This window comes from Tepidicella baoligensis, from assembly GCF_013432195.1.
Taxonomy (GTDB): Bacteria; Pseudomonadota; Gammaproteobacteria; order Burkholderiales; family Burkholderiaceae_C; genus Tepidicella; species Tepidicella baoligensis.
This window is the reverse complement of sequence record NZ_JACCDB010000004.1, coordinates 126,900-143,803: the sequence shown is the minus strand read 5'-3', so window position 1 is coordinate 143,803 and position 16,904 is coordinate 126,900. Positions and strand designations below refer to the sequence as shown.

The 16,904-nt window shown below is 64.3% G+C and carries 16 protein-coding genes and 2 riboswitches; of the genes, 9 read left to right on the top strand and 7 right to left on the bottom strand.

Annotated features, from left to right (window positions below; all coding sequences use genetic code 11):
* Window positions 1–26: 26 nt before the first annotated feature.
* The 4 genes from gcvP to HZS63_RS06730 form a co-directional block, all read right to left on the bottom strand.
* A complete protein-coding gene (gene gcvP / locus HZS63_RS06745; RefSeq protein ID WP_180683285.1) occupies window positions 27–2,963 on the bottom strand; it encodes an aminomethyl-transferring glycine dehydrogenase in 2,937 nt (978 codons plus the stop codon).
* 41 nt (window positions 2,964–3,004) lie between these two features.
* A complete protein-coding gene (gcvH, locus tag HZS63_RS06740) occupies window positions 3,005–3,370 on the bottom strand; it encodes a glycine cleavage system protein GcvH (RefSeq protein ID WP_180683284.1) in 366 nt (121 codons plus the stop codon).
* A gap of 47 nt (window positions 3,371–3,417) precedes the next feature.
* Entirely contained in the window at window positions 3,418–4,548 is a 1,131-nt protein-coding gene (gene gcvT / locus HZS63_RS06735; RefSeq protein WP_180683283.1) for a glycine cleavage system aminomethyltransferase GcvT, read from the bottom strand.
* Window positions 4,549–4,614: 66 nt separating this feature from the next.
* Window positions 4,615–4,730: riboswitch (glycine riboswitch) on the bottom strand.
* Window positions 4,731–4,741: 11 nt separating this feature from the next.
* Window positions 4,742–4,855, bottom strand: a riboswitch (glycine riboswitch).
* Window positions 4,856–4,894: 39 nt separating this feature from the next.
* Complete coding sequence (locus tag HZS63_RS06730; protein WP_180683282.1) at window positions 4,895–6,592, bottom strand: electron transfer flavoprotein-ubiquinone oxidoreductase; 1,698 nt, start codon at window positions 6,590–6,592, stop codon at window positions 4,895–4,897.
* 181 nt (window positions 6,593–6,773) lie between these two features.
* Between HZS63_RS06730 and HZS63_RS06725 the strand changes: the two genes are divergently transcribed.
* The gene (locus HZS63_RS06725) at window positions 6,774–7,193 is read left to right on the top strand and encodes an acyl-CoA thioesterase (protein WP_180683281.1); all 420 of its coding nucleotides are present in this window, start codon (window positions 6,774–6,776) and stop codon (window positions 7,191–7,193) included.
* On the opposite strand, the gene HZS63_RS06720 is transcribed toward HZS63_RS06725, so the two are convergent.
* Both HZS63_RS06720 and HZS63_RS06715 read right to left on the bottom strand, forming a co-directional pair.
* Window positions 7,194–7,793, bottom strand: coding sequence for a peroxidase-related enzyme (locus HZS63_RS06720; protein WP_180683280.1), 600 nt, complete (start codon window positions 7,791–7,793; stop codon window positions 7,194–7,196). It abuts the gene before it with no gap.
* 32 nt (window positions 7,794–7,825) lie between these two features.
* Window positions 7,826–8,281 (bottom strand): RNA-binding S4 domain-containing protein, encoded by a 456-nt coding sequence (locus HZS63_RS06715; RefSeq protein WP_180683279.1) that lies wholly within the window; start codon window positions 8,279–8,281, stop codon window positions 7,826–7,828.
* A gap of 28 nt (window positions 8,282–8,309) precedes the next feature.
* On the opposite strand from HZS63_RS06715, the gene HZS63_RS06710 reads away from it, so the two are divergent.
* The 7 genes from HZS63_RS06710 to HZS63_RS06680 all read left to right on the top strand — a co-directional run bounded on the left by HZS63_RS06710 (window position 8,310) and on the right by HZS63_RS06680 (window position 15,618).
* Window positions 8,310–9,794, top strand: coding sequence for a sigma-54 interaction domain-containing protein (locus tag HZS63_RS06710; RefSeq protein WP_180683278.1), 1,485 nt, complete (start codon window positions 8,310–8,312; stop codon window positions 9,792–9,794).
* A 200-nt stretch (window positions 9,795–9,994) separates the two neighbouring features.
* Window positions 9,995–11,152 (top strand): substrate-binding domain-containing protein, encoded by a 1,158-nt coding sequence (locus HZS63_RS06705; protein WP_246316224.1) that lies wholly within the window; start codon window positions 9,995–9,997, stop codon window positions 11,150–11,152.
* Between the two features lie 3 nt (window positions 11,153–11,155).
* Window positions 11,156–11,923 carry an ABC transporter ATP-binding protein gene (locus tag HZS63_RS06700; protein ID WP_180683276.1) on the top strand — a complete coding sequence of 256 codons (768 nt, stop codon included), beginning with the start codon at window positions 11,156–11,158 and terminating at the stop codon, window positions 11,921–11,923.
* Entirely contained in the window at window positions 11,920–12,660 is a 741-nt protein-coding gene (locus tag HZS63_RS06695) for an ABC transporter ATP-binding protein (protein WP_180683275.1), read from the top strand. Before HZS63_RS06700 ends, HZS63_RS06695 begins: the two co-directional genes overlap by 4 nt.
* A complete protein-coding gene (locus HZS63_RS06690) occupies window positions 12,660–13,643 on the top strand; it encodes a branched-chain amino acid ABC transporter permease (protein ID WP_180683359.1) in 984 nt (327 codons plus the stop codon). Before HZS63_RS06695 ends, HZS63_RS06690 begins: the two co-directional genes overlap by 1 nt.
* Window positions 13,644–13,657: 14 nt before the next feature.
* The gene (locus HZS63_RS06685) at window positions 13,658–14,764 is read left to right on the top strand and encodes a branched-chain amino acid ABC transporter permease (RefSeq protein ID WP_180683274.1); all 1,107 of its coding nucleotides are present in this window, start codon (window positions 13,658–13,660) and stop codon (window positions 14,762–14,764) included.
* Window positions 14,761–15,618: an alpha/beta fold hydrolase gene (locus HZS63_RS06680; RefSeq protein ID WP_180683273.1), complete on the top strand. Its 858-nt coding sequence runs from the start codon at window positions 14,761–14,763 to the stop codon at window positions 15,616–15,618. The genes HZS63_RS06685 and HZS63_RS06680 overlap by 4 nt, the downstream gene beginning before the upstream one ends.
* Window positions 15,619–15,654: 36 nt before the next feature.
* Here HZS63_RS06680 and HZS63_RS06675 read toward each other — a convergent pair whose 3' ends face one another.
* Entirely contained in the window at window positions 15,655–16,107 is a 453-nt protein-coding gene (locus HZS63_RS06675; RefSeq protein WP_180683272.1) for a fasciclin domain-containing protein, read from the bottom strand.
* Window positions 16,108–16,265: 158 nt separating this feature from the next.
* Here HZS63_RS06675 and HZS63_RS06670 point away from each other — a divergent pair, with 158 nt between their 5' ends.
* Window positions 16,266–16,895: a TetR/AcrR family transcriptional regulator gene (locus HZS63_RS06670; protein WP_246316209.1), complete on the top strand. Its 630-nt coding sequence runs from the start codon at window positions 16,266–16,268 to the stop codon at window positions 16,893–16,895.
* Window positions 16,896–16,904: the final 9 nt, after the last annotated feature.

Sequence of the window (16,904 nt, the reverse complement as noted above, 5' to 3'; positions counted from 1 at the left end):
CCAGGACGCCTGCCTGGTCCCCGGGGTCAGTCCGGCTCGCCAACCGGCACGCAACTGCAAAACAGGTTGCGGTCGCCGTAAGCGTTGTCGATGCGGCCCACGGGAGGCCAGTACTTGGCGTGTGCCCGGCTCGATGGCGACGCGGCGCCGACCTCGCGGCCATAGGGATGAGGCCAGTCCGCCTTCATCAGGCTGGCGGCGGTGTGCGGGGCGTTTTTCAAGGGGTTGTCGTCCCGAGGCCAGGTACCGTTCTCGATCAGACGGATTTCTTCGCGGATGGCGATCATCGCGTCGATGAAGCGATCGAGTTCCTCGCGCGTTTCGCTCTCGGTGGGCTCTACCATCAGCGTGTTGGCCACCGGAAAGCTCAGGGTGGGGGCGTGGAAGCCATAGTCCATCAGGCGTTTGGCCACGTCCTCGGCCATCACGCCGCTGCTGTCCTTGAGGTGGCGCAAATCCAGGATGCACTCGTGGGCCACATGGCCGTTGTCGCTCGCATAGAGCGTGGGGTAATGGTCTTTCAGCCGCACGCTGATGTAATTGGCGGCCAGGATGGCGGCCTCGGTGGCGTGCTTCAGGCCCTCGGCGCCCATCATGCGGATGTACATCCACGAAATGGGCAAGACGGCGGCATTGCCCAGTGGAGCAGCCGACACCGCCCCCACCTTGGCATTCATGGGGGCAGCGCCCATGACCGCGCCTTGGGCCTCAGCCGTCGCGTGACCCGGCAGGAACGGCACCAGATCTTCCACCACGCAGACCGGCCCCACGCCCGGGCCCCCGCCGCCGTGCGGGATGCAGAAGGTCTTGTGCAGGTTGAGGTGGCTCACGTCACCGCCGAACTCGCCCGGCGCGGCCACGCCCACCAGGGCGTTCATGTTGGCTCCGTCCACATAGACGCGCCCGCCGTGTTGGTGCACCAGCGCGCACAGGTCTTTCACCTGGGTTTCGAACACGCCGTGCGTGCTGGGGTAGGTGATCATCACGCAGGCCAGGTTCGCGCTGTGCTGTTCGCACTTGGCCCGCAGGTCGTCCATGTCCACGTTGCCGCGCTCGTCGCACTTCGTGACGACCACCTGCATCCCCACCATTTGGGCGCTGGCCGGGTTGGTGCCGTGGGCCGACTGGGGAATGAGACAGACGTTGCGGTGCGCCTCGCCACGGGAGGCGTGCCAAGCCTGGATGGCCAGCAAACCGGCGTATTCGCCCTGGGAGCCGGCGTTGGGTTGCAGGCTGATGCCGGCATACCCAGTGGCCTGGCAGAGCCAGGCGCGCAATTGCGCGTCGAGCAACTGGTAGCCCTTGAGCTGATCCGCCGGGGCAAAGGGGTGCACCTGGGCGAACTCCGGCCAGGTGATGGGGATCATTTCGCTGGTGGCGTTGAGCTTCATGGTGCACGAGCCCAGCGGGATCATGCTGCGGTCCAGCGCCAAGTCCTTGTCGGAGAGGGCGCGGATGTAGCGCAGCATGGCGGTTTCGCTGTGATGGCGGTGAAACACCGGGTGCGTCATGAAGTCGCTGCTGCGGCGCAGCTCGGCCGGGATGCGCGGCTCCACGCCTTTTTCGAACGCAGCGAAGTCGGGCAGTGCCTGGCCTTCGGCAGCGAACAGGGCCCACAGTTGGCGGATGTCGTCGCGGGTGGTGGTTTCGTCCAGGCTGATGCCGACGCAGGCGGCGCGCGTGCCACTGTAGCGGCGCAGGTTGATGCGCAGGGCCGCGGCGCGCTGGTGGAGGGCGTGGGCGGCATCGGGTGAGCCCAGGTCCAGCGTCAGTGTGTCGAACGCGGTGTGGTGCAGGCTGATCAGGCCCAGTCGTTCCAGGCCAGTGGCAAGCACGGCGGTGTAGGCCGCCACCCGCTGCGCGATGCGCTTGAGGCCCTCCGGCCCATGGTACACGGCGTACATGCTGGCCACGACGGCAGGCAGCACCTGTGCGGTGCAGATGTTGGAGGTGGCTTTTTCGCGGCGGATGTGCTGTTCGCGCGTTTGCAGCGCCAGCCGGTAGGCCGGGTTGCCGTGTGCGTCCACGCTCACGCCGACCAGGCGGCCGGGCAGCGAGCGCTTGAACGCATCGCGGCAGGCCATGTAGGCGGCGTGCGGGCCACCTGCGCCCATGGGCATGCCGAAGCGCTGTGTGGTGCCGACCACGATGTCGGCGCCCATCTCACCCGGGGGTTTGAGCAGCGTCAGGGCCAGCAGATCGGCCGCCAGGATGAGCGCCGCGCCCTTGGCGTGCAGCACGTCGGCGCTGGCCTGCCAATCGGCCAGCCAGCCGCTGCTGCCGGGGTACTGGTTGATGGCGGCAAAGCAGTCGTCAGCGGCGATCGCGGCCATCCACTCGTCGGTGGAGTGCACCACCCGCACCGTCAGGCCCAACGGGGCGGCGCGGGTCTGGATGACCTCGATCGTTTGCGGGTGGCAGTCGCCGCTCACCACGAAGGTGTGGCCCTTGGCCTTGACCGAGCGCTTGGCCAGCGTCATGGCCTCGGCGGCGGCGGTGGCCTCGTCCAGCATGGAGGCGTTGGCGATGTCCATGCCGGTGAGGTCGGTCACCATCGTCTGGAAGTTGACCAGCGCTTCCATGCGGCCCTGGGAAATCTCGGCCTGGTAGGGCGTGTAGGCGGTGTACCAGGCAGGGTTTTCCAGGACGTTACGCAAAATCACGCCCGGCGTGTGCGTGCCGTAGTACCCCTGCCCGATGTAGCTCTTGAACACCTGGTTCTGGCTGGCGATGGCCTTGAGCTCGGCCAGCGCGGCGGCCTCGGTCACGGCCGGCGGCAGTTCCATGGGCCGGGCGCGGGCGATGCTGCGCGGCACGATGCTGTCGATCAGCGCGCGGCGCGAAGCCTCGCCGATGACGGAGAGCATCAGGCGCTCGTCGTCTTTCGAAATGCCGATGTGGCGGGCAACGAACTCGTTGGCGTTTTCCAGGTCGGCCAGAGGCCGGGCGGTGGGCATGAGCATGGCGGGCTCCGGGGGCAGGGCGGTCTGCGCAGGAAAGGGGGTTACTGGGTCAATTCGCCGTAGGCGGTTTCGTCCAGCAGCTCGGCCAGTTCGGCGGCGTTCGACAGCTTGACCTTGAAGAACCAGCCGGCGCCCAGCGGGTCGCTGTTGGCCAGTGCGGGGTCGAGCTTCAGGTTCTCATTGACCTCGACGATCTCGCCGCTGACGGGCATATACACGTCAGCGGCTGCCTTCACGGATTCGACCACGCCGGCCACGTCTTTTTGTGCCAAGGTCTTGCCCACGTCGGGCAGTTCCACGAACACCACATCGCCCAGCGCGTCTTGCGCATGGTGGGTGATGCCCACCGTGGCAATGTCGCCATCGACGAGGACCCATTCGTGGTCGGGGGTGTACTTCAGGCTCATGAGGGCTCCAATCAAAAAAGAAATCGGGTGCGGGTTGTGTCGCAGACTCAGCCGCGGTGGTAACGGTTGGGCACGAAGGGCAGGGCAACGACCTCCATCGGCACCGCCTTGCCCCGGACGAGCGCCTGCACCTGTGTGCCGAGCGCAGCATAACCGGACTGCACATAGCCCATGGCGATGGGCTGGTTGATGGAGGGCGAGAGCAGCCCGCTGGTGACTTCGCCGATGCGTTCGCCAGCCGTGTTCTGCAGTTCTGTGTGTTCACGCACGGGAATGCGCTCTTGGGCGATCAGGCCCACGCGCTGGCGCGTGAGGCGCGCGGTGCCGTCCAGTTGCGCCAGCACCTTGGCGGCGCCTGGGAAGCCGCCAGCACGTTCGCCGCCGGTGCGGCGTACCTTCTGTATCGCCCAGTTCAGTGCAGCCTCCACCGGGGTGGTGTGGGTGTCGATGTCGTTGCCGTACAGGCACAGGCCGGCTTCCAGCCGCAGGGAATTGCGCGCGCCCAGGCCAATCGGTTGCACCTCGGGCTGGGCCAGCAGCGCGCGGGCGAACGCTTCGGCCGCGTCGGCGGGCAGCGAAATTTCGAAACCGTCTTCGCCGGTATAGCCGCTGCGGGTGATGTACAGGTCGGCGTCGTTCCAGGTGGCGGCCATGCCGGTCATGAACACCAGTTGTTCCACGCCAGGCACGACCCGTTGCAGCGCGGTCACGGCCTGTGGGCCTTGCAGCGCCAGCAGCGCCCGCTCTGGCATGGGGATGACCTGACACCGCTGGCCAATGCGGGCCTGGATGTGAGCGATGTCGCCCACCTTGCAGGCACCGTTGACGATCACCAACAAATCCTCGCCCCGGTTGACGAACATGAGGTCGTCGATGATGCCGCCGTCGTCGTTCAGCAGCAGGCCGTAACGCTGCTTGTGCAAGCCCAGGCCGATCACGTCCACCGGCATCAGGGTTTCGAAGGCCGCCGCCGCATCAGGGCCGACCAGGCGCAACTGCCCCATGTGCGAGACGTCGAACAAGCCGGCGGCACGGCGCGTGTGCAGGTGTTCCGCGATCAGCCCGGCGGGATACTGCACCGGCATGGCGTAGCCGGCAAACGCGACCATGCGCGCGCCCAGCTCCCGATGCAAGGCATGCAGGGGGGTGGTCAGTAAAGAGGAGGCGGTGTCAGACATGGATCAGGTGTGGAAGGCAGCGACCCCGAAAGGCCAAACACCGGCATGCCCTGCGGCATGTCCGGTCACTGCCCACCTGTCCGCTCTACCTGAGAGATTCACGCTGGCCGCCATGGGGCGACCGGGCGCTTGCTCCTTCGGTGGACCGCCTCAGCGGGCGGCCTCTCTCCAGGGGGGAACGCCTGCCAGCGGCAAGCGCTTGCCAGTCCTTTTGCCTGAGCGTTCAGCCCCCGACGATGCGATGGCCTGCGCCTTCGGCGGCACCCGCCCCACATCAGAGGTCGGTGCACTCTCCTGACGCAGCTATTGTAGCTGCACGACCCCGTCACCAGGGGCTGGTTGGCGCTCACATGCCCGCGTAGTTGGGCCCGCCTCCACCTTCGGGTGTGACCCAAACGATGTTCTGCGTCGGGTCCTTGATGTCGCAGGTTTTGCAGTGCACGCAGTTCTGCGCGTTGATCACCAGCTCATCAACCCCGTCCTTGTTCACGAACTCGTACACCCCCGCCGGGCAGTAGCGGCTCTCGGGGCCTGCAAACTTGGCCAGGTTCACGCGCACCGGCACGCTGGGATCCTTCAGGGTGAGGTGTGCGGGCTGGTTCTCTTCGTGGTTGGTGTTGCTGATGAACACACTGCTCAAACGGTCGAAGGTCAGCTTGCCGTCGGGCTTGGGGTAGCTGATTTGTGGGCATTCGGCGGCCGGGCGCAGGAAAGTGTGGTCGGCCTGGGTGCGGTGGATGGTCCACGGTGGGCGCTTCATGCCCAGCTTGGGCAGCAGCCAGTGCTCGATTCCGGTCATCAGCGACCCCACGGTATTGCCCTTCTTGAACCAGCTCTTGAAGTTGCGCGAGGCATCGAGCTCTTCGTACAGCCAGCTCTTCTCGAAAGCCGCGGGGTAGGCCGTCAACTCATCACCGCTGCGGCCGGCTTGCAGAGCCTCGAAGGCCGCTTCGGCGCAGAGCATGCCGCTTTTGATGGCGGCGTGGCTGCCCTTGATGCGCGCAGCGTTGAGGTAGCCGGCGTCGCAGCCGACCAGGGCTCCGCCCGGAAACACCGTCTTGGGCAGGCTCATCAGGCCACCGGCGGCGATGGCACGCGCGCCATAGCCGATGCGTTTGCCGCCTTCGATGTGGGCGCGGATCGCAGGGTGTGTTTTCCAGCGCTGCATTTCTTCAAACGGGCTCAACCAGGGGTTCTGGTAGTCCAGTCCCACCACGAAGCCCAGCGTCACCTTGTTGCCTTCGAGGTGATACAGGAATCCACCGCCGTAGGTCTTGCTGTCCAGCGGCCAGCCAGCGGTGTGGACCACCAAGCCCGGTTTGGCCTTGTCGGCCGGCACTTCCCACAGTTCCTTGATGCCGATGCCATAGGTTTGTGGGTCCTTGCCGGCGTCCAACTGGTATTTGGCGATCAACTGCTTGCCCAGATGACCGCGTGCACCTTCGGCAAACACCGTGTACTTGGCATGCAGTTCCATGCCGAGCTGAAAGGCGTCGGTGGGCTGGCCGTCCTTGCCCAGGCCCATGTGGCCGGTGGCCACGCCCTTGACGGAGCCGCTCAATGGCCCATCCTCGTGGTACAGCACCTCGGCGGCGGTGAAGCCGGGGAAGATTTCCACGCCCAGGGCTTCGGCCTGCTCGCTCAGCCATTTGGTGACGGTGCCCAGGCTGATCACATAACAGCCTTCGTTGTGGAAGTTGTTGGGGACGAGCCAGTTGGGCGTGCGGATGGCGCTGTTTTCTTTGAGGAACAGCACCTCGTCGCCGCTGACGGGCTGGTTCAGGGGAGCGCCGAGTTCCTTCCAGTTCGGGAACAGCTCGCTGAGGGCACGCGGGTCCATGACCGCGCCCGAGAGGATGTGCGCGCCCGGCTCGGAGCCTTTTTCGAGCACGCACACGGTGCATTCGCTGCCTTTTTCGGCGGCCAGTTGCTTGAGCCGGATGGCCGTGGACAGGCCGGCCGGGCCACCGCCAACGATGACCACGTCGTATTCCATGGCCTCGCGTGGGCCGAACTGTTCAAGAAGGTTGTCAGGTGTTTTCATGGTGCTCTTTGGAGGACGGGTCACGGGGCTGCAGAGGGCTCAAGCTGACGCCAAGCTGTCATGCCTGCGACGGATTTTAGAGGCGGCTGCGGCACAATTCTTGTCGAGTGCACGACATTGGCCATGCCATGCGGGTCGATACCGCACACATCATCCATCATCAGACTGGCAGGAGGGCTGGATGCGATTCGACATCCCCGAGCACAAGAAGCGGATTCACACCATGGTCATTCCCATCCGCTGGGGCGACATGGACGCCATGGGCCACGTGAACAACACGCTGTATTTCCGCTACATGGAAATCGCCCGCCTGCAATGGATGTTCGACTCCGGCGTGCCCGCCAATCCTCAGGGAGAGGGGCCGGTGATCGTCAACGCTTTTTGCAACTTCATCAAGCAGTTCGAGTATCCCGGTGAGGTGCTGATCCACACCTACACGGGGGCGGTGGGGCGCACCTCGTTCGACACCTACCATGTGATGTCACGGACCGACGACCCCGATACGGTCTATGCCAACGGCGGGGCCACAGTCGTGTGGGTGGATTTTCCCAACCAGAAATCCGCGCCCATGCCGGATCGGCTGCGCGCACAGATCAGCTGATCAGGCGGCCGGCTTGGCTTTGGGCACCCGGCCCATGAGGTAGAACTCCGGGTTGGGTTGCATGCCGCTGAACGAGGCCATGCGGTTGCTCAGGCCGAAAAAGGCCGTGATGGCGGCGATGTCCCAGGCGTCCTCATCGGTGAAGCCGTGGGCATGAAGCGTGGCGAAATCGTCGTCGTCGATTTCGTGCGAGCGCTGGCAAACCTTCATGGCGAAGTCCAGCATCGCGCGCTGGCGTGGCGAAATGTCGGCCTTGCGGTGGTTCACGGCCACCTGATCGGCCACCAGCGGTTTCTTTTCATAGATGCGCAGCAGGGCGCCGTGGGCCACCACGCAGTACAGGCACTGGTTGGCAGCGCTGGTGGCGGTGACGATCATTTCACGGTCGCCCTTGGTGAGGCCACTCTGGCGGCCAACGGTCTCGGGCAGCATCAAAGCGTCGTGGTAGGCGAAAAAGGCGCGCCACTCGGCCGGGCGCCGCGCAAAGGCCAGGAATACGTTGGGTATGAAGCCTGCTTTTTCCTGGACTTCCAGAATCCGGGTGCGAATGTCTTCGGGCAGGGTGTCGAGATCTGGGAACGGGTAGCGCGGGGTGCTCAAAGGGTGTCTCCTGGGTCGATGTGGGTGGGGGTTTATTCGTCGATCGAAGCGCTCCAGCGGTCGTTCCAGCGTCGGCGTGGGCCTTCGCCAGCGCTGCGCAGGTCGTCGATGCGGCGGCGGTCGCGCTTGGTGGGGCGGCCCTGGGCAATGGCATGCGCGGGTTCGGGGGCCAAGCGCCTTTGTTCGGCGGCCTGTTCGCGAGCCAGCAGAGAGGCCGCCGTTTCCTCGTAGAGCAGGGCGGCTTGCGGGGCAGGGCCACGCACCGTGCTCAAGGCCCGGACCACCACGGTGCGGATGGTGTAGCCGGCCTTGAATTCGATCTCGTCGCCGAGTCTGGGTTCGCGCGAGGCCTTGGCGACTTGACCGTTGATCCGTACCCGGCCCTTGTCGATCTCGTCGGCCGCCAGGCTGCGGGTCTTGAAGAACCGTGCCGCCCAGAGCCATTTGTCGAGGCGGACGCGTTCGGTCGATGAAGGTGAGCTGCTCATGGATGCGGCGAAACGTTAACATGGCCGCATGCCTCACGACAACCGTCTGCCACGCGACGCCCAAAGCATACTGGAACTTGCGGCGCGCTCCATGTTCGACCTGTTTGCCAATGCCAGCGAGGGGATGTTGCTGGTCGATCGGCAGGCGCGGGTGGTCTGGATCAACGAACAGTATCGGCGCTTTCTGCCTGCCTTGGGATACGAGAGCGAGGCCGATTTCGTGGGGCGTCCGGTCTCGGAGGTGGTGCACAACACCCAGATGCATCGCGTACTGGAAACCGGGCAGCCCATCCTCATCGACCTGTTGACCAACAAGGCCGGTACTTTCGTCGTGAGCCGCATCCCGCTGCGTGGGGCGGATGGTGAGGTGATGGGGGCGCTGGGCATCGTGCTTTTCGATCACCCCGAAACCACCATGCAGCCGCTGATCAACAAGTTCGCGCGCCTGCAGCAAGACCTCGACGATGCCCGCCGAGAACTGGCGCAGCAACGGCGCAGCAAGTACACGCTGGCCAGTTTCATTGGTCGCAGCCCCGAGGCCCAGGAGGTCAAGCGGCAGGCACGGCGGGCTGCGCAATCCTCCAGCCCGGTGCTGCTGCTGGGCGAAACCGGCACAGGCAAGGAGTTGTTGGCGCATGCCATCCACGCGGCTTCCGATCGTGCTTCCCGCCCCTTCGTGAGCGTGAACATCGCGGCCGTACCCGATACGTTGTTGGAAGCCGAGTTTTTCGGGGTTGCCCCGGGCGCCTATACAGGGGCCGATCGCAAGGGACGCGACGGCAAGTTCAAACTGGCCGACGGTGGCACGCTGTTCCTCGACGAGGTGGGCGATATGCCCATGGCGGTGCAGGTGAAGCTGCTGCGCGCCTTGCAGGAAGGCGAGATCGAGCCGCTTGGATCGAACCAGGTGGTCACGTTCAACGTGCGTGTGGTGGCTGCGACCTCGCGGGATCTGGCGCAATGCGTGCGGGAAGGGCGCTTCCGGGAGGATCTGTACTACCGTCTCCATGTGCTGCCGATTCGGGTCCCGCCCTTGCGTGAGCGGCGTACCGACATTCCCTTGCTGATCGAGGCGCTGTGTGAGGACATCGCCGCCCGCAACGGCATGCTGCCGATGGACGTGAGCGCCGATGCGGTGGCATTGTTGCAGGCTCAGCACTGGCGTGGCAACACCCGTGAACTGCGCAACGTGCTGGAACAGGCCGCCCTGCGCAGCGAGGACCACCATATCGACGCTGTCACGGTGGAGGCCGTGTTGCGCCGGGCCGGTGTCGGGCAGATCGTCGCACCCGTGGCCCGTTCGAGCAGCGAGGCCGGTGAACACGTGCCTGCACAGACCGGACTGCTCGACCGACCGCTGGCCGAGCAGGTCAGGGATCTCGAACGACGCGCGATGCGGGCGGCCTTGCAGCACACCGGGGGCAACCGGGCGGCAGCGGCCCGGTTGTTGGGCATGTCACGCGCCACGTTCTACGAAAAGCTGGCTTCGCTGGATGAAGTGTCCAAAACGTAAACACCAGTCCAGAAACCAGACATTTTTCCCTCTTGATCCGTCTGTTTTTTAGACAATTCTTCGATCGTTTTTATAAAAGTCTATACAGAACAACGGGTTGTGAATTGGCATGAAGTTTGCTCGAGATCGGCGTAGCGCTCGACGCTGCACCGTCATATCAGGAGACAAACATGCTCAATACCACCCGCCGCCTCGCGCTCATGGTCATGGCCTGCGCCGCCGTGGCCGTCCATGCCCAATCGGGCGAAATTCGCATTGCCCACGTGTACGACAAGACGGGCCCGTTGGAAGCCTATGCGAAGCAGACCCATGTGGGTCTGATGATGGGCCTGGAGTACGCCACCGGCGGGACCATGACGGTGGCAGGCAAGCGGCTGGTGGTGATCGAGAAAGACAGCCAGTTCAAACCTGACGTGGGTGCCAAGGAATTGGCAGCGGCTTATGCCGACGACAAGGCCGACATCGCGATCGGCCCCACCGGTTCCGGCGTGGCCCTGGCCATGCTGCCCGTGGCCGAGGAATACCGCAAGATCCTGCTGGTCGAGCCGGCGGTGGCCGATTCCATCACCGGCGACAAGTGGAACCGTTACATCTTCCGCACCGGCCGCAACAGCTCGCAGGACGCCATCAGCAATGCCGTGGCGCTGGACAAGCCGGGCACGGTCATTGCCACGCTGGCGCAGGATTATGCTTTCGGGCGCGATGGCGTGAAGGCCTTCAAGGAGGCCATCAAACACGCGAAGGTCGTGCATGAAGAATACCTGCCGACCAACACCACCGACTTCACCGCCGGCGCTCAGCGGCTGATCGACCGCCTGAAGGACCAGCCCGGGCGCAAGGTGATCTGGATCCTCTGGGCCGGTGGCGGTGGCAATCCGTTCAAGATCGCCGACCTGGACCTGCAGCGCTACGGCATCGAGATCGCCACGGGGGGCAACATTCTGCCGGCGATGGTGGCCTACAAACAGTTCCCGGGCATGGAAGGCGCCACCTATTACTACTATGACATCCCCAAGAACCCGGTGAACCAGTGGCTGGTCAGCGAGCACCAGAAGCGCTTCAACGCTCCGCCAGACTTTTTCACCGCAGGGGGCATGGCAGCGGGCATGGCCGTGGTGGAAGCCCTCAAGAGAACCCAGGGCGACACCAACACCAACAAGCTCATCGCCACCATGGCAGGCATGACCTTTGACACGCCCAAAGGCCCCATGACGTTCCGCAAAGAAGACCACCAGGCCATGCAGAGCATGTACCACTTCAGGATCAAGGTCGATCCGAACGTGGCATGGGGCATTCCGGAACTGGTCAGGGAAATCAAGCCCAGCGACATGAACGTGCCGATCCGCAACCAGCGCTGATCCATGCTCAGGACTCAAGATCTCACGGTCCGTTTCGGCGGACACGTGGCGGTCCATGCTGTGTCGTGCGCTTTCGAGCCCGGCACCCTGACCGCCATCGTCGGCCCCAACGGGGCCGGCAAGACCACCTACTTCAACCTGATCTCCGGGCAGATCAAGGCCTCGGCCGGCACGGTCACGCTCAATGGGCAAGACCTGTCGGCGCTGTCGGCGCCCCAGCGGACCCGAGCCGGGCTGGGCCGGGCGTTTCAGCTCACCAACCTGTTTCCGCAGCTCACCGTGCTGGAGAACGTGCGGCTGGCGGTTCAGGCCAGGGCCGGGGCGGGGTTGAACCTGTGGCAGATCTGGAGCGACCGCCGCGATCTGCTCGTGCGTGCCAACGAAATCCTGGAGGTGGTGGCCCTTGCGGACAAGCGCGATGCTCGGGCCGCCAGCCTGCCGCACGGCGACCAGCGCAAGCTGGAGGTGGCCATACTCATGGCGCTGGAGCCACAGGTGTTCATGTTTGACGAACCCACGGCCGGCATGAGCGTGGACGAGGTGCCGGTCATTTTGAATCTGATCCGCCAGCTCAAGGCGGACCGGACCAAGACCATTCTGCTGGTGGAGCACAAGATGGACGTGGTGCGTGAACTCTCTGACCGCATCATCGTGCTGCACAACGGTGAACTGGTGGCCGACGGCGAACCCGAGGCGGTGATCGCCTCGCCCGTGGTGCAACAGGCCTATCTCGGGGTCGATCCCGCCCGGGCACAGAAGGAAGTCGCATGACAGATAAAAACCTGCTGACCCTGGAAGGGGTTCACACCCACATCGGCGCGTATCACATCCTGCATGGGATGGACCTGAAGGTGCCCGTGAACCAGCTCACCATGCTGCTCGGCCGCAACGGTGCCGGCAAGACCACCACCCTGCGGACCATCATGGGTTTGTGGCCCGCCAGTCAAGGCCGCATCATGCTCGACGGGCAGGACATCACGGCGCTCTCGACGCCGGTGATCGCCCGTTCCGGCGTGGCCTACGTGCCGGAAAGCATGGGCATCTTTTCCGACCTGACGGTGAGGGAGAACATCCTGCTGGCAGCGCGCAGCGCACGCACGCTGGATGATGTGGATACCCGTCGTCTGGAATGGATCTTCGACCTGTTCCCCGCGATGAAGAAGTTCTGGCTGCACCCGGCGGGCAAGCTCTCGGGTGGACAGAAGCAGATGCTGGCTGTCTCGCGCGCCATCGTGGAACCGCGCAAGTTGTTGCTGATCGACGAACCCAGCAAGGGACTGGCGCCGGCCATCATCCAGAACATGATCGAGGCATTCCGGGCGCTCAAGCAGGCCCAGACCACGATCCTGCTGGTCGAGCAGAACTTCAATTTCGCCAAGCAACTCGGGGACACCGTGGCGGTGATGGACGATGGTCGGGTGGTCCACAGCGGCTCCATGGCCGAGCTGGCGGAGGATGCCGAACTGCAGGCCCGGCTGCTGGGCCTCTCACTGGGAGCCCACCCATGATGGCTCTCAAGGAACTCGACTGGAAACCCCTGGCCCTGGTGCCGGTGCTCGCTCTGGTGGCCCTGCCGCTCACGGGCAGCCCCTCCACCTGGCTCACGCTGACGGTGGCGGGCCTGGCCATGGGCCTGATCATCTTCATCATCGCTTCTGGCTTGACGCTGGTCTTCGGCCTCATGGACGTGCTGAACTTCGGGCATGGGGTGTTCATTGCGCTGGGGGCCTTCGTGGCCACCACCGTCATCGGCAGCATGGGCAGCTATGCCGCGGCCGACAGCTTCTGGCTGAACATGGTGGCCTTGTTGCCGGCCATGCTCGTGGCCATGGCCGTGGCCGGGGCGCTGGGGTATGTCTTCGAGCGTCTGATCGTGCGTCCCGTGTACGGGCAGCACCTCAAGCAGATCCTCATCACCATGGGCGGCATGATCATCGGCGAGGAACTCATCAAGGTGGTGTGGGGGCCGGAGCAGATTCCGCTGCCCTTGCCGCAGTCGTTGCGCGGCGCCTTCATCTGGGGCGATGCCGCCGTCGAGAAATACCGGGCGCTGGCGGTGCTCGTGGGCCTGGCGGTGTTTGCGGCCATGGTGTGGACGCTCAACCGCACCAAGGTCGGCCTGCTGATCCGCGCCGGTGTGCAGGACCGCGAGATGGTGGAGTCCCTGGGCTATCGCATCAAGCGCCTGTTCGTCGGGGTGTTCGTGGCGGGCAGCGCGCTGGCGGGTCTGGGCGGCGTCATGTGGGGGCTGTACCAGCAGACGGTGATTCCGCAGATGGGGGCCCAGGTCAATGTGCTCATCTTCATCGTCATCATCATTGGCGGCCTGGGCTCCACGCTGGGCGCACTGATCGGTGCGCTGTTGGTGGGCCTGATGGCCAACTACACCGGTTTTCTGGCGCCTAAGGTGGCGCTGTTCTCGAATATTGCGCTCATGGTGGCGATCCTGCTGTGGCGGCCGCAGGGTGTGTACCCGGTGGCGAACCGGTGAAGGGAGAGATGGGCATGTGGCTGAGATTGCTTTCCAACGACCTGCCGCGCAGCCGGGTGCTGTCGGTGCTGCTGGTGCTGATCGTGCTGGGCCTGGTGTTTGCGCCCTTTCTGTTTCCCGGCGTCAAGGCCCTGAACGTGGCCGCCAAGGTGCTGATCTTCATCGCGTTGGTGGTGAGTTTCGACCTGTTGCTGGGCTACACGGGCATCGTGAGTTTCGCCCATACCATGTTCTTCGGCATCGGCGCCTACGGGATCGCGATCGCCCTCAACGCCATGGGCCCGACCTGGACGGCCATCGGTGTGGGGGTGTTGTGTGCGTTGTTCGTGTCGCTGCTGCTCTCGCTGGTGATCGGACTGTTCTCGCTGAGGGTGCGGGCCATTTTCTTCGCGATGATCACCCTGGCCGTGGCCTCCGCGTTCCTCACACTGGCGTCGCAGCTTTCGGCCATCACCGGCGGTGAGGATGGGTTGACCTTCCGTGTGCCCTACCTCCTGTCGCCGGGGTTTTCCTTGATGGAGGACGACTTCGTGGGCCCCTTCGGCACGGTGGTGCTCAATGGGCGCTTCATCACCTACTACCTCATCCTGGCGGTCGTGGCGGTGATGTTCCTGGTCATGCTGCGCATCGTGAATTCGCCGTTCGGCCGCGTGCTGCAGGCGATCCGCGAAAACGACTTCCGTGCCGAAGCATTGGGTTACCGCACCGTCGTGTACCGCACCCTGTCGAACGTGATATCCGCGCTGTTCGCCACGCTCGCGGGCTGTCTGCTCGCTCTGTGGCTGCGCTACAACGGCCCCGACACCTCCTTGTCCTTCGAGATCATGCTGGACGTCTTGCTGATCGTGGTGATCGGTGGCATGGGCACGCTCTATGGAGCGCTGGTGGGCAGCGTGTTGTTCCTGCTGGCACAAAGTTATCTGCAGGATCTGCTGCGCTGGATCGGCCAGGTCACCGAAGGCATTCCGTTGCTGCCGGCCCTGTTCACGCCCGACCGGTGGATGCTCTGGCTCGGTGTGCTGTTCGTGTTGTCGGTCTATTACTTTCCCACCGGCATCGTCGGCAAGTTGCGCGAGCGCGCCGTCTGGCGCCGGCTCGCCTTGAATCAGAGGGCCCAATGAGCACCGCAGCCACGCAAACCCCTGTGTCGCGTTACCTGCGCTGCGCAGGGCGGGAAATTCATTTCATGGAATGGGGGAGCGGGAACGAGGAGACGGTTGTCGCCTGGCATGGCCTGGCGCGCACCGGGCGCGATATGGATGACTTGGCAGCCCATCTGAGCCAGCGCTACCGCGTCATCTGTCCGGATACCGTGGGCCGAGGCCTGAGCGAATGGAGCCCGCAACCTGCTGCCGAGTATTGTCTGGCCTTTTATGAGCGCCTGGCAGTCGATCTGGTCGATCAATTGGGTATCCACCATTTCCACTGGGTAGGCACGTCCATGGGTGGAGCGATCGGCATGGTCTGTGCGGCCGGGCAACTCCGGGGGCGCATCCGCCGGCTGGTGCTCAACGACATAGGTCCGGAGCTGGCCGCGCCGGCTGTGCAGCGCATCCGTGCCTACGCGGGCAAGCCTGAGGCGTTTGCCACGGTCAGCGAACTGGAGTCGTATTTCCGCAAGGTTTACCAGCCGTATGGCGAGATGACCGATGCGCAATGGCGGCGCCTGACGGAGACGTCCACGCGCCGCTTGCCGGACGGGCGTGTGACCCCGCATTACGACCCCGCCATGGCCCTGCAGTTCGAACACCACCCGCACGATTACGACCTGTGGCCGGTGTACGACCGGATCGAGGTGCCGGTGCTGTGTCTGCGTGGCGTGGATTCGGATCTGTTGCTGGCGTCCACCGCCGAGGCCATGACCAGACGTGGCCCGCGTGCAAGGGTCGTGACCATTGACGGCTGCGGCCACGCTCCGGCCTTGAACGTCCCGGAGCAGTGGCAGCTGGTCGAGGCATTCCTGGCGCCGGCCTGAGCTTCGCGCATCTCCGAAGCCCGGCCGGGTGGGAAATCACTTGGGCATGATGACGGTGTCGATCACGTGGATCACGCCGTTGCTGGCGGTGATGTCGGTTTTCACCACGTTGGCGTTATCGACCTTGACACCGCCCTGGGTGCTGACGGTGATGGTGCCGCCCTGCACGGTCTTGACCTGACCGGCTTGCACATCGGCGGCCATGACCTTGCCGGGAACCACATGGTAGGTCAGCACGGCGGTCAGCGCGTTCTTGTCTTTCAGCAGGGCATCGAGTTTGTCCTTGGGAATCTTGGCAAAGGCTTCATCGGTCGGGGCAAACACGGTGAAGGGGCCGGGACCCTTCAGGGTCTCGACCAGGCCGGCGGCCTGCACGGCCGTGACCAGGGTCTTGAAGGAACCGGCCGCGATCGCGGTGTCCACGATGTCGGCCGCCTTGGCGGTCAGGGCGCCGAGAGTCAGTACGGATGCAATCAACAGTTTTTTCATCATCAGCTCCAGGTGGTTGGTTGGGGGTACACCAAGTTTTCTACTGGTGCGGCCAAATAATAACCAAAAAGTTTAGAAATAGACTGCATAGTTCAATACTGTATCTGTTGGTATGGTTTTTCGGGTTGCAGAACCCGAATCCCTGAGAATCCATGGTCATGAACACCACGCTGGATGCCCCATCCACCAAGAAGGTCTCGTTTCGGCAGCAAATGCAGCGTGCCCGGGAAGACGCGATCGTCTCCGTCGTGAACCGGTTGCTGGCCGAAAAGGGCTTCGACGCCATGACGGTGGACGAAGTGGCCGCTGAGGTGGGCATTGCCAAAGCCAGCCTGTACAAGCACTTTCCCAGCAAGGAAGACCTGGCGGCGGCGGCCATGGTCAAGGTCATGCAGCGGGCGCAGGCATTTCTGCTGTCGCTGGAGCCCGTGGCTTGTCCGCTGGAGCGCCTGCAGGCGGTGGCCCGCTGGACGATGCAGGTGCAACTGGCGGGGGAAATGCCTTCGCTGCCGAGCCAAAACTCCTCGCTGCGCGCGGCGTTGACGGTGAACACGGCCTACACCGATTTGCTGATGAGCATCAGTGAGCGCTTGGGCGAGTGGATCGAAGCGGCGCAGGCACAAGACGCCATCAGTCCCCGACTGCCGCCGATTGTGGTGCTCTATACCCTGTATGCGCGGGCCTGCGATCCCGTGCTGGGTTTCCTCAAGAGCACGGGGCAGTTTTCCGATGACGAGATCGTTGACCTCGTCATGCACACCTGTTTCGACGGTTTGCGCAGCCGCTGAGCCCAGCGT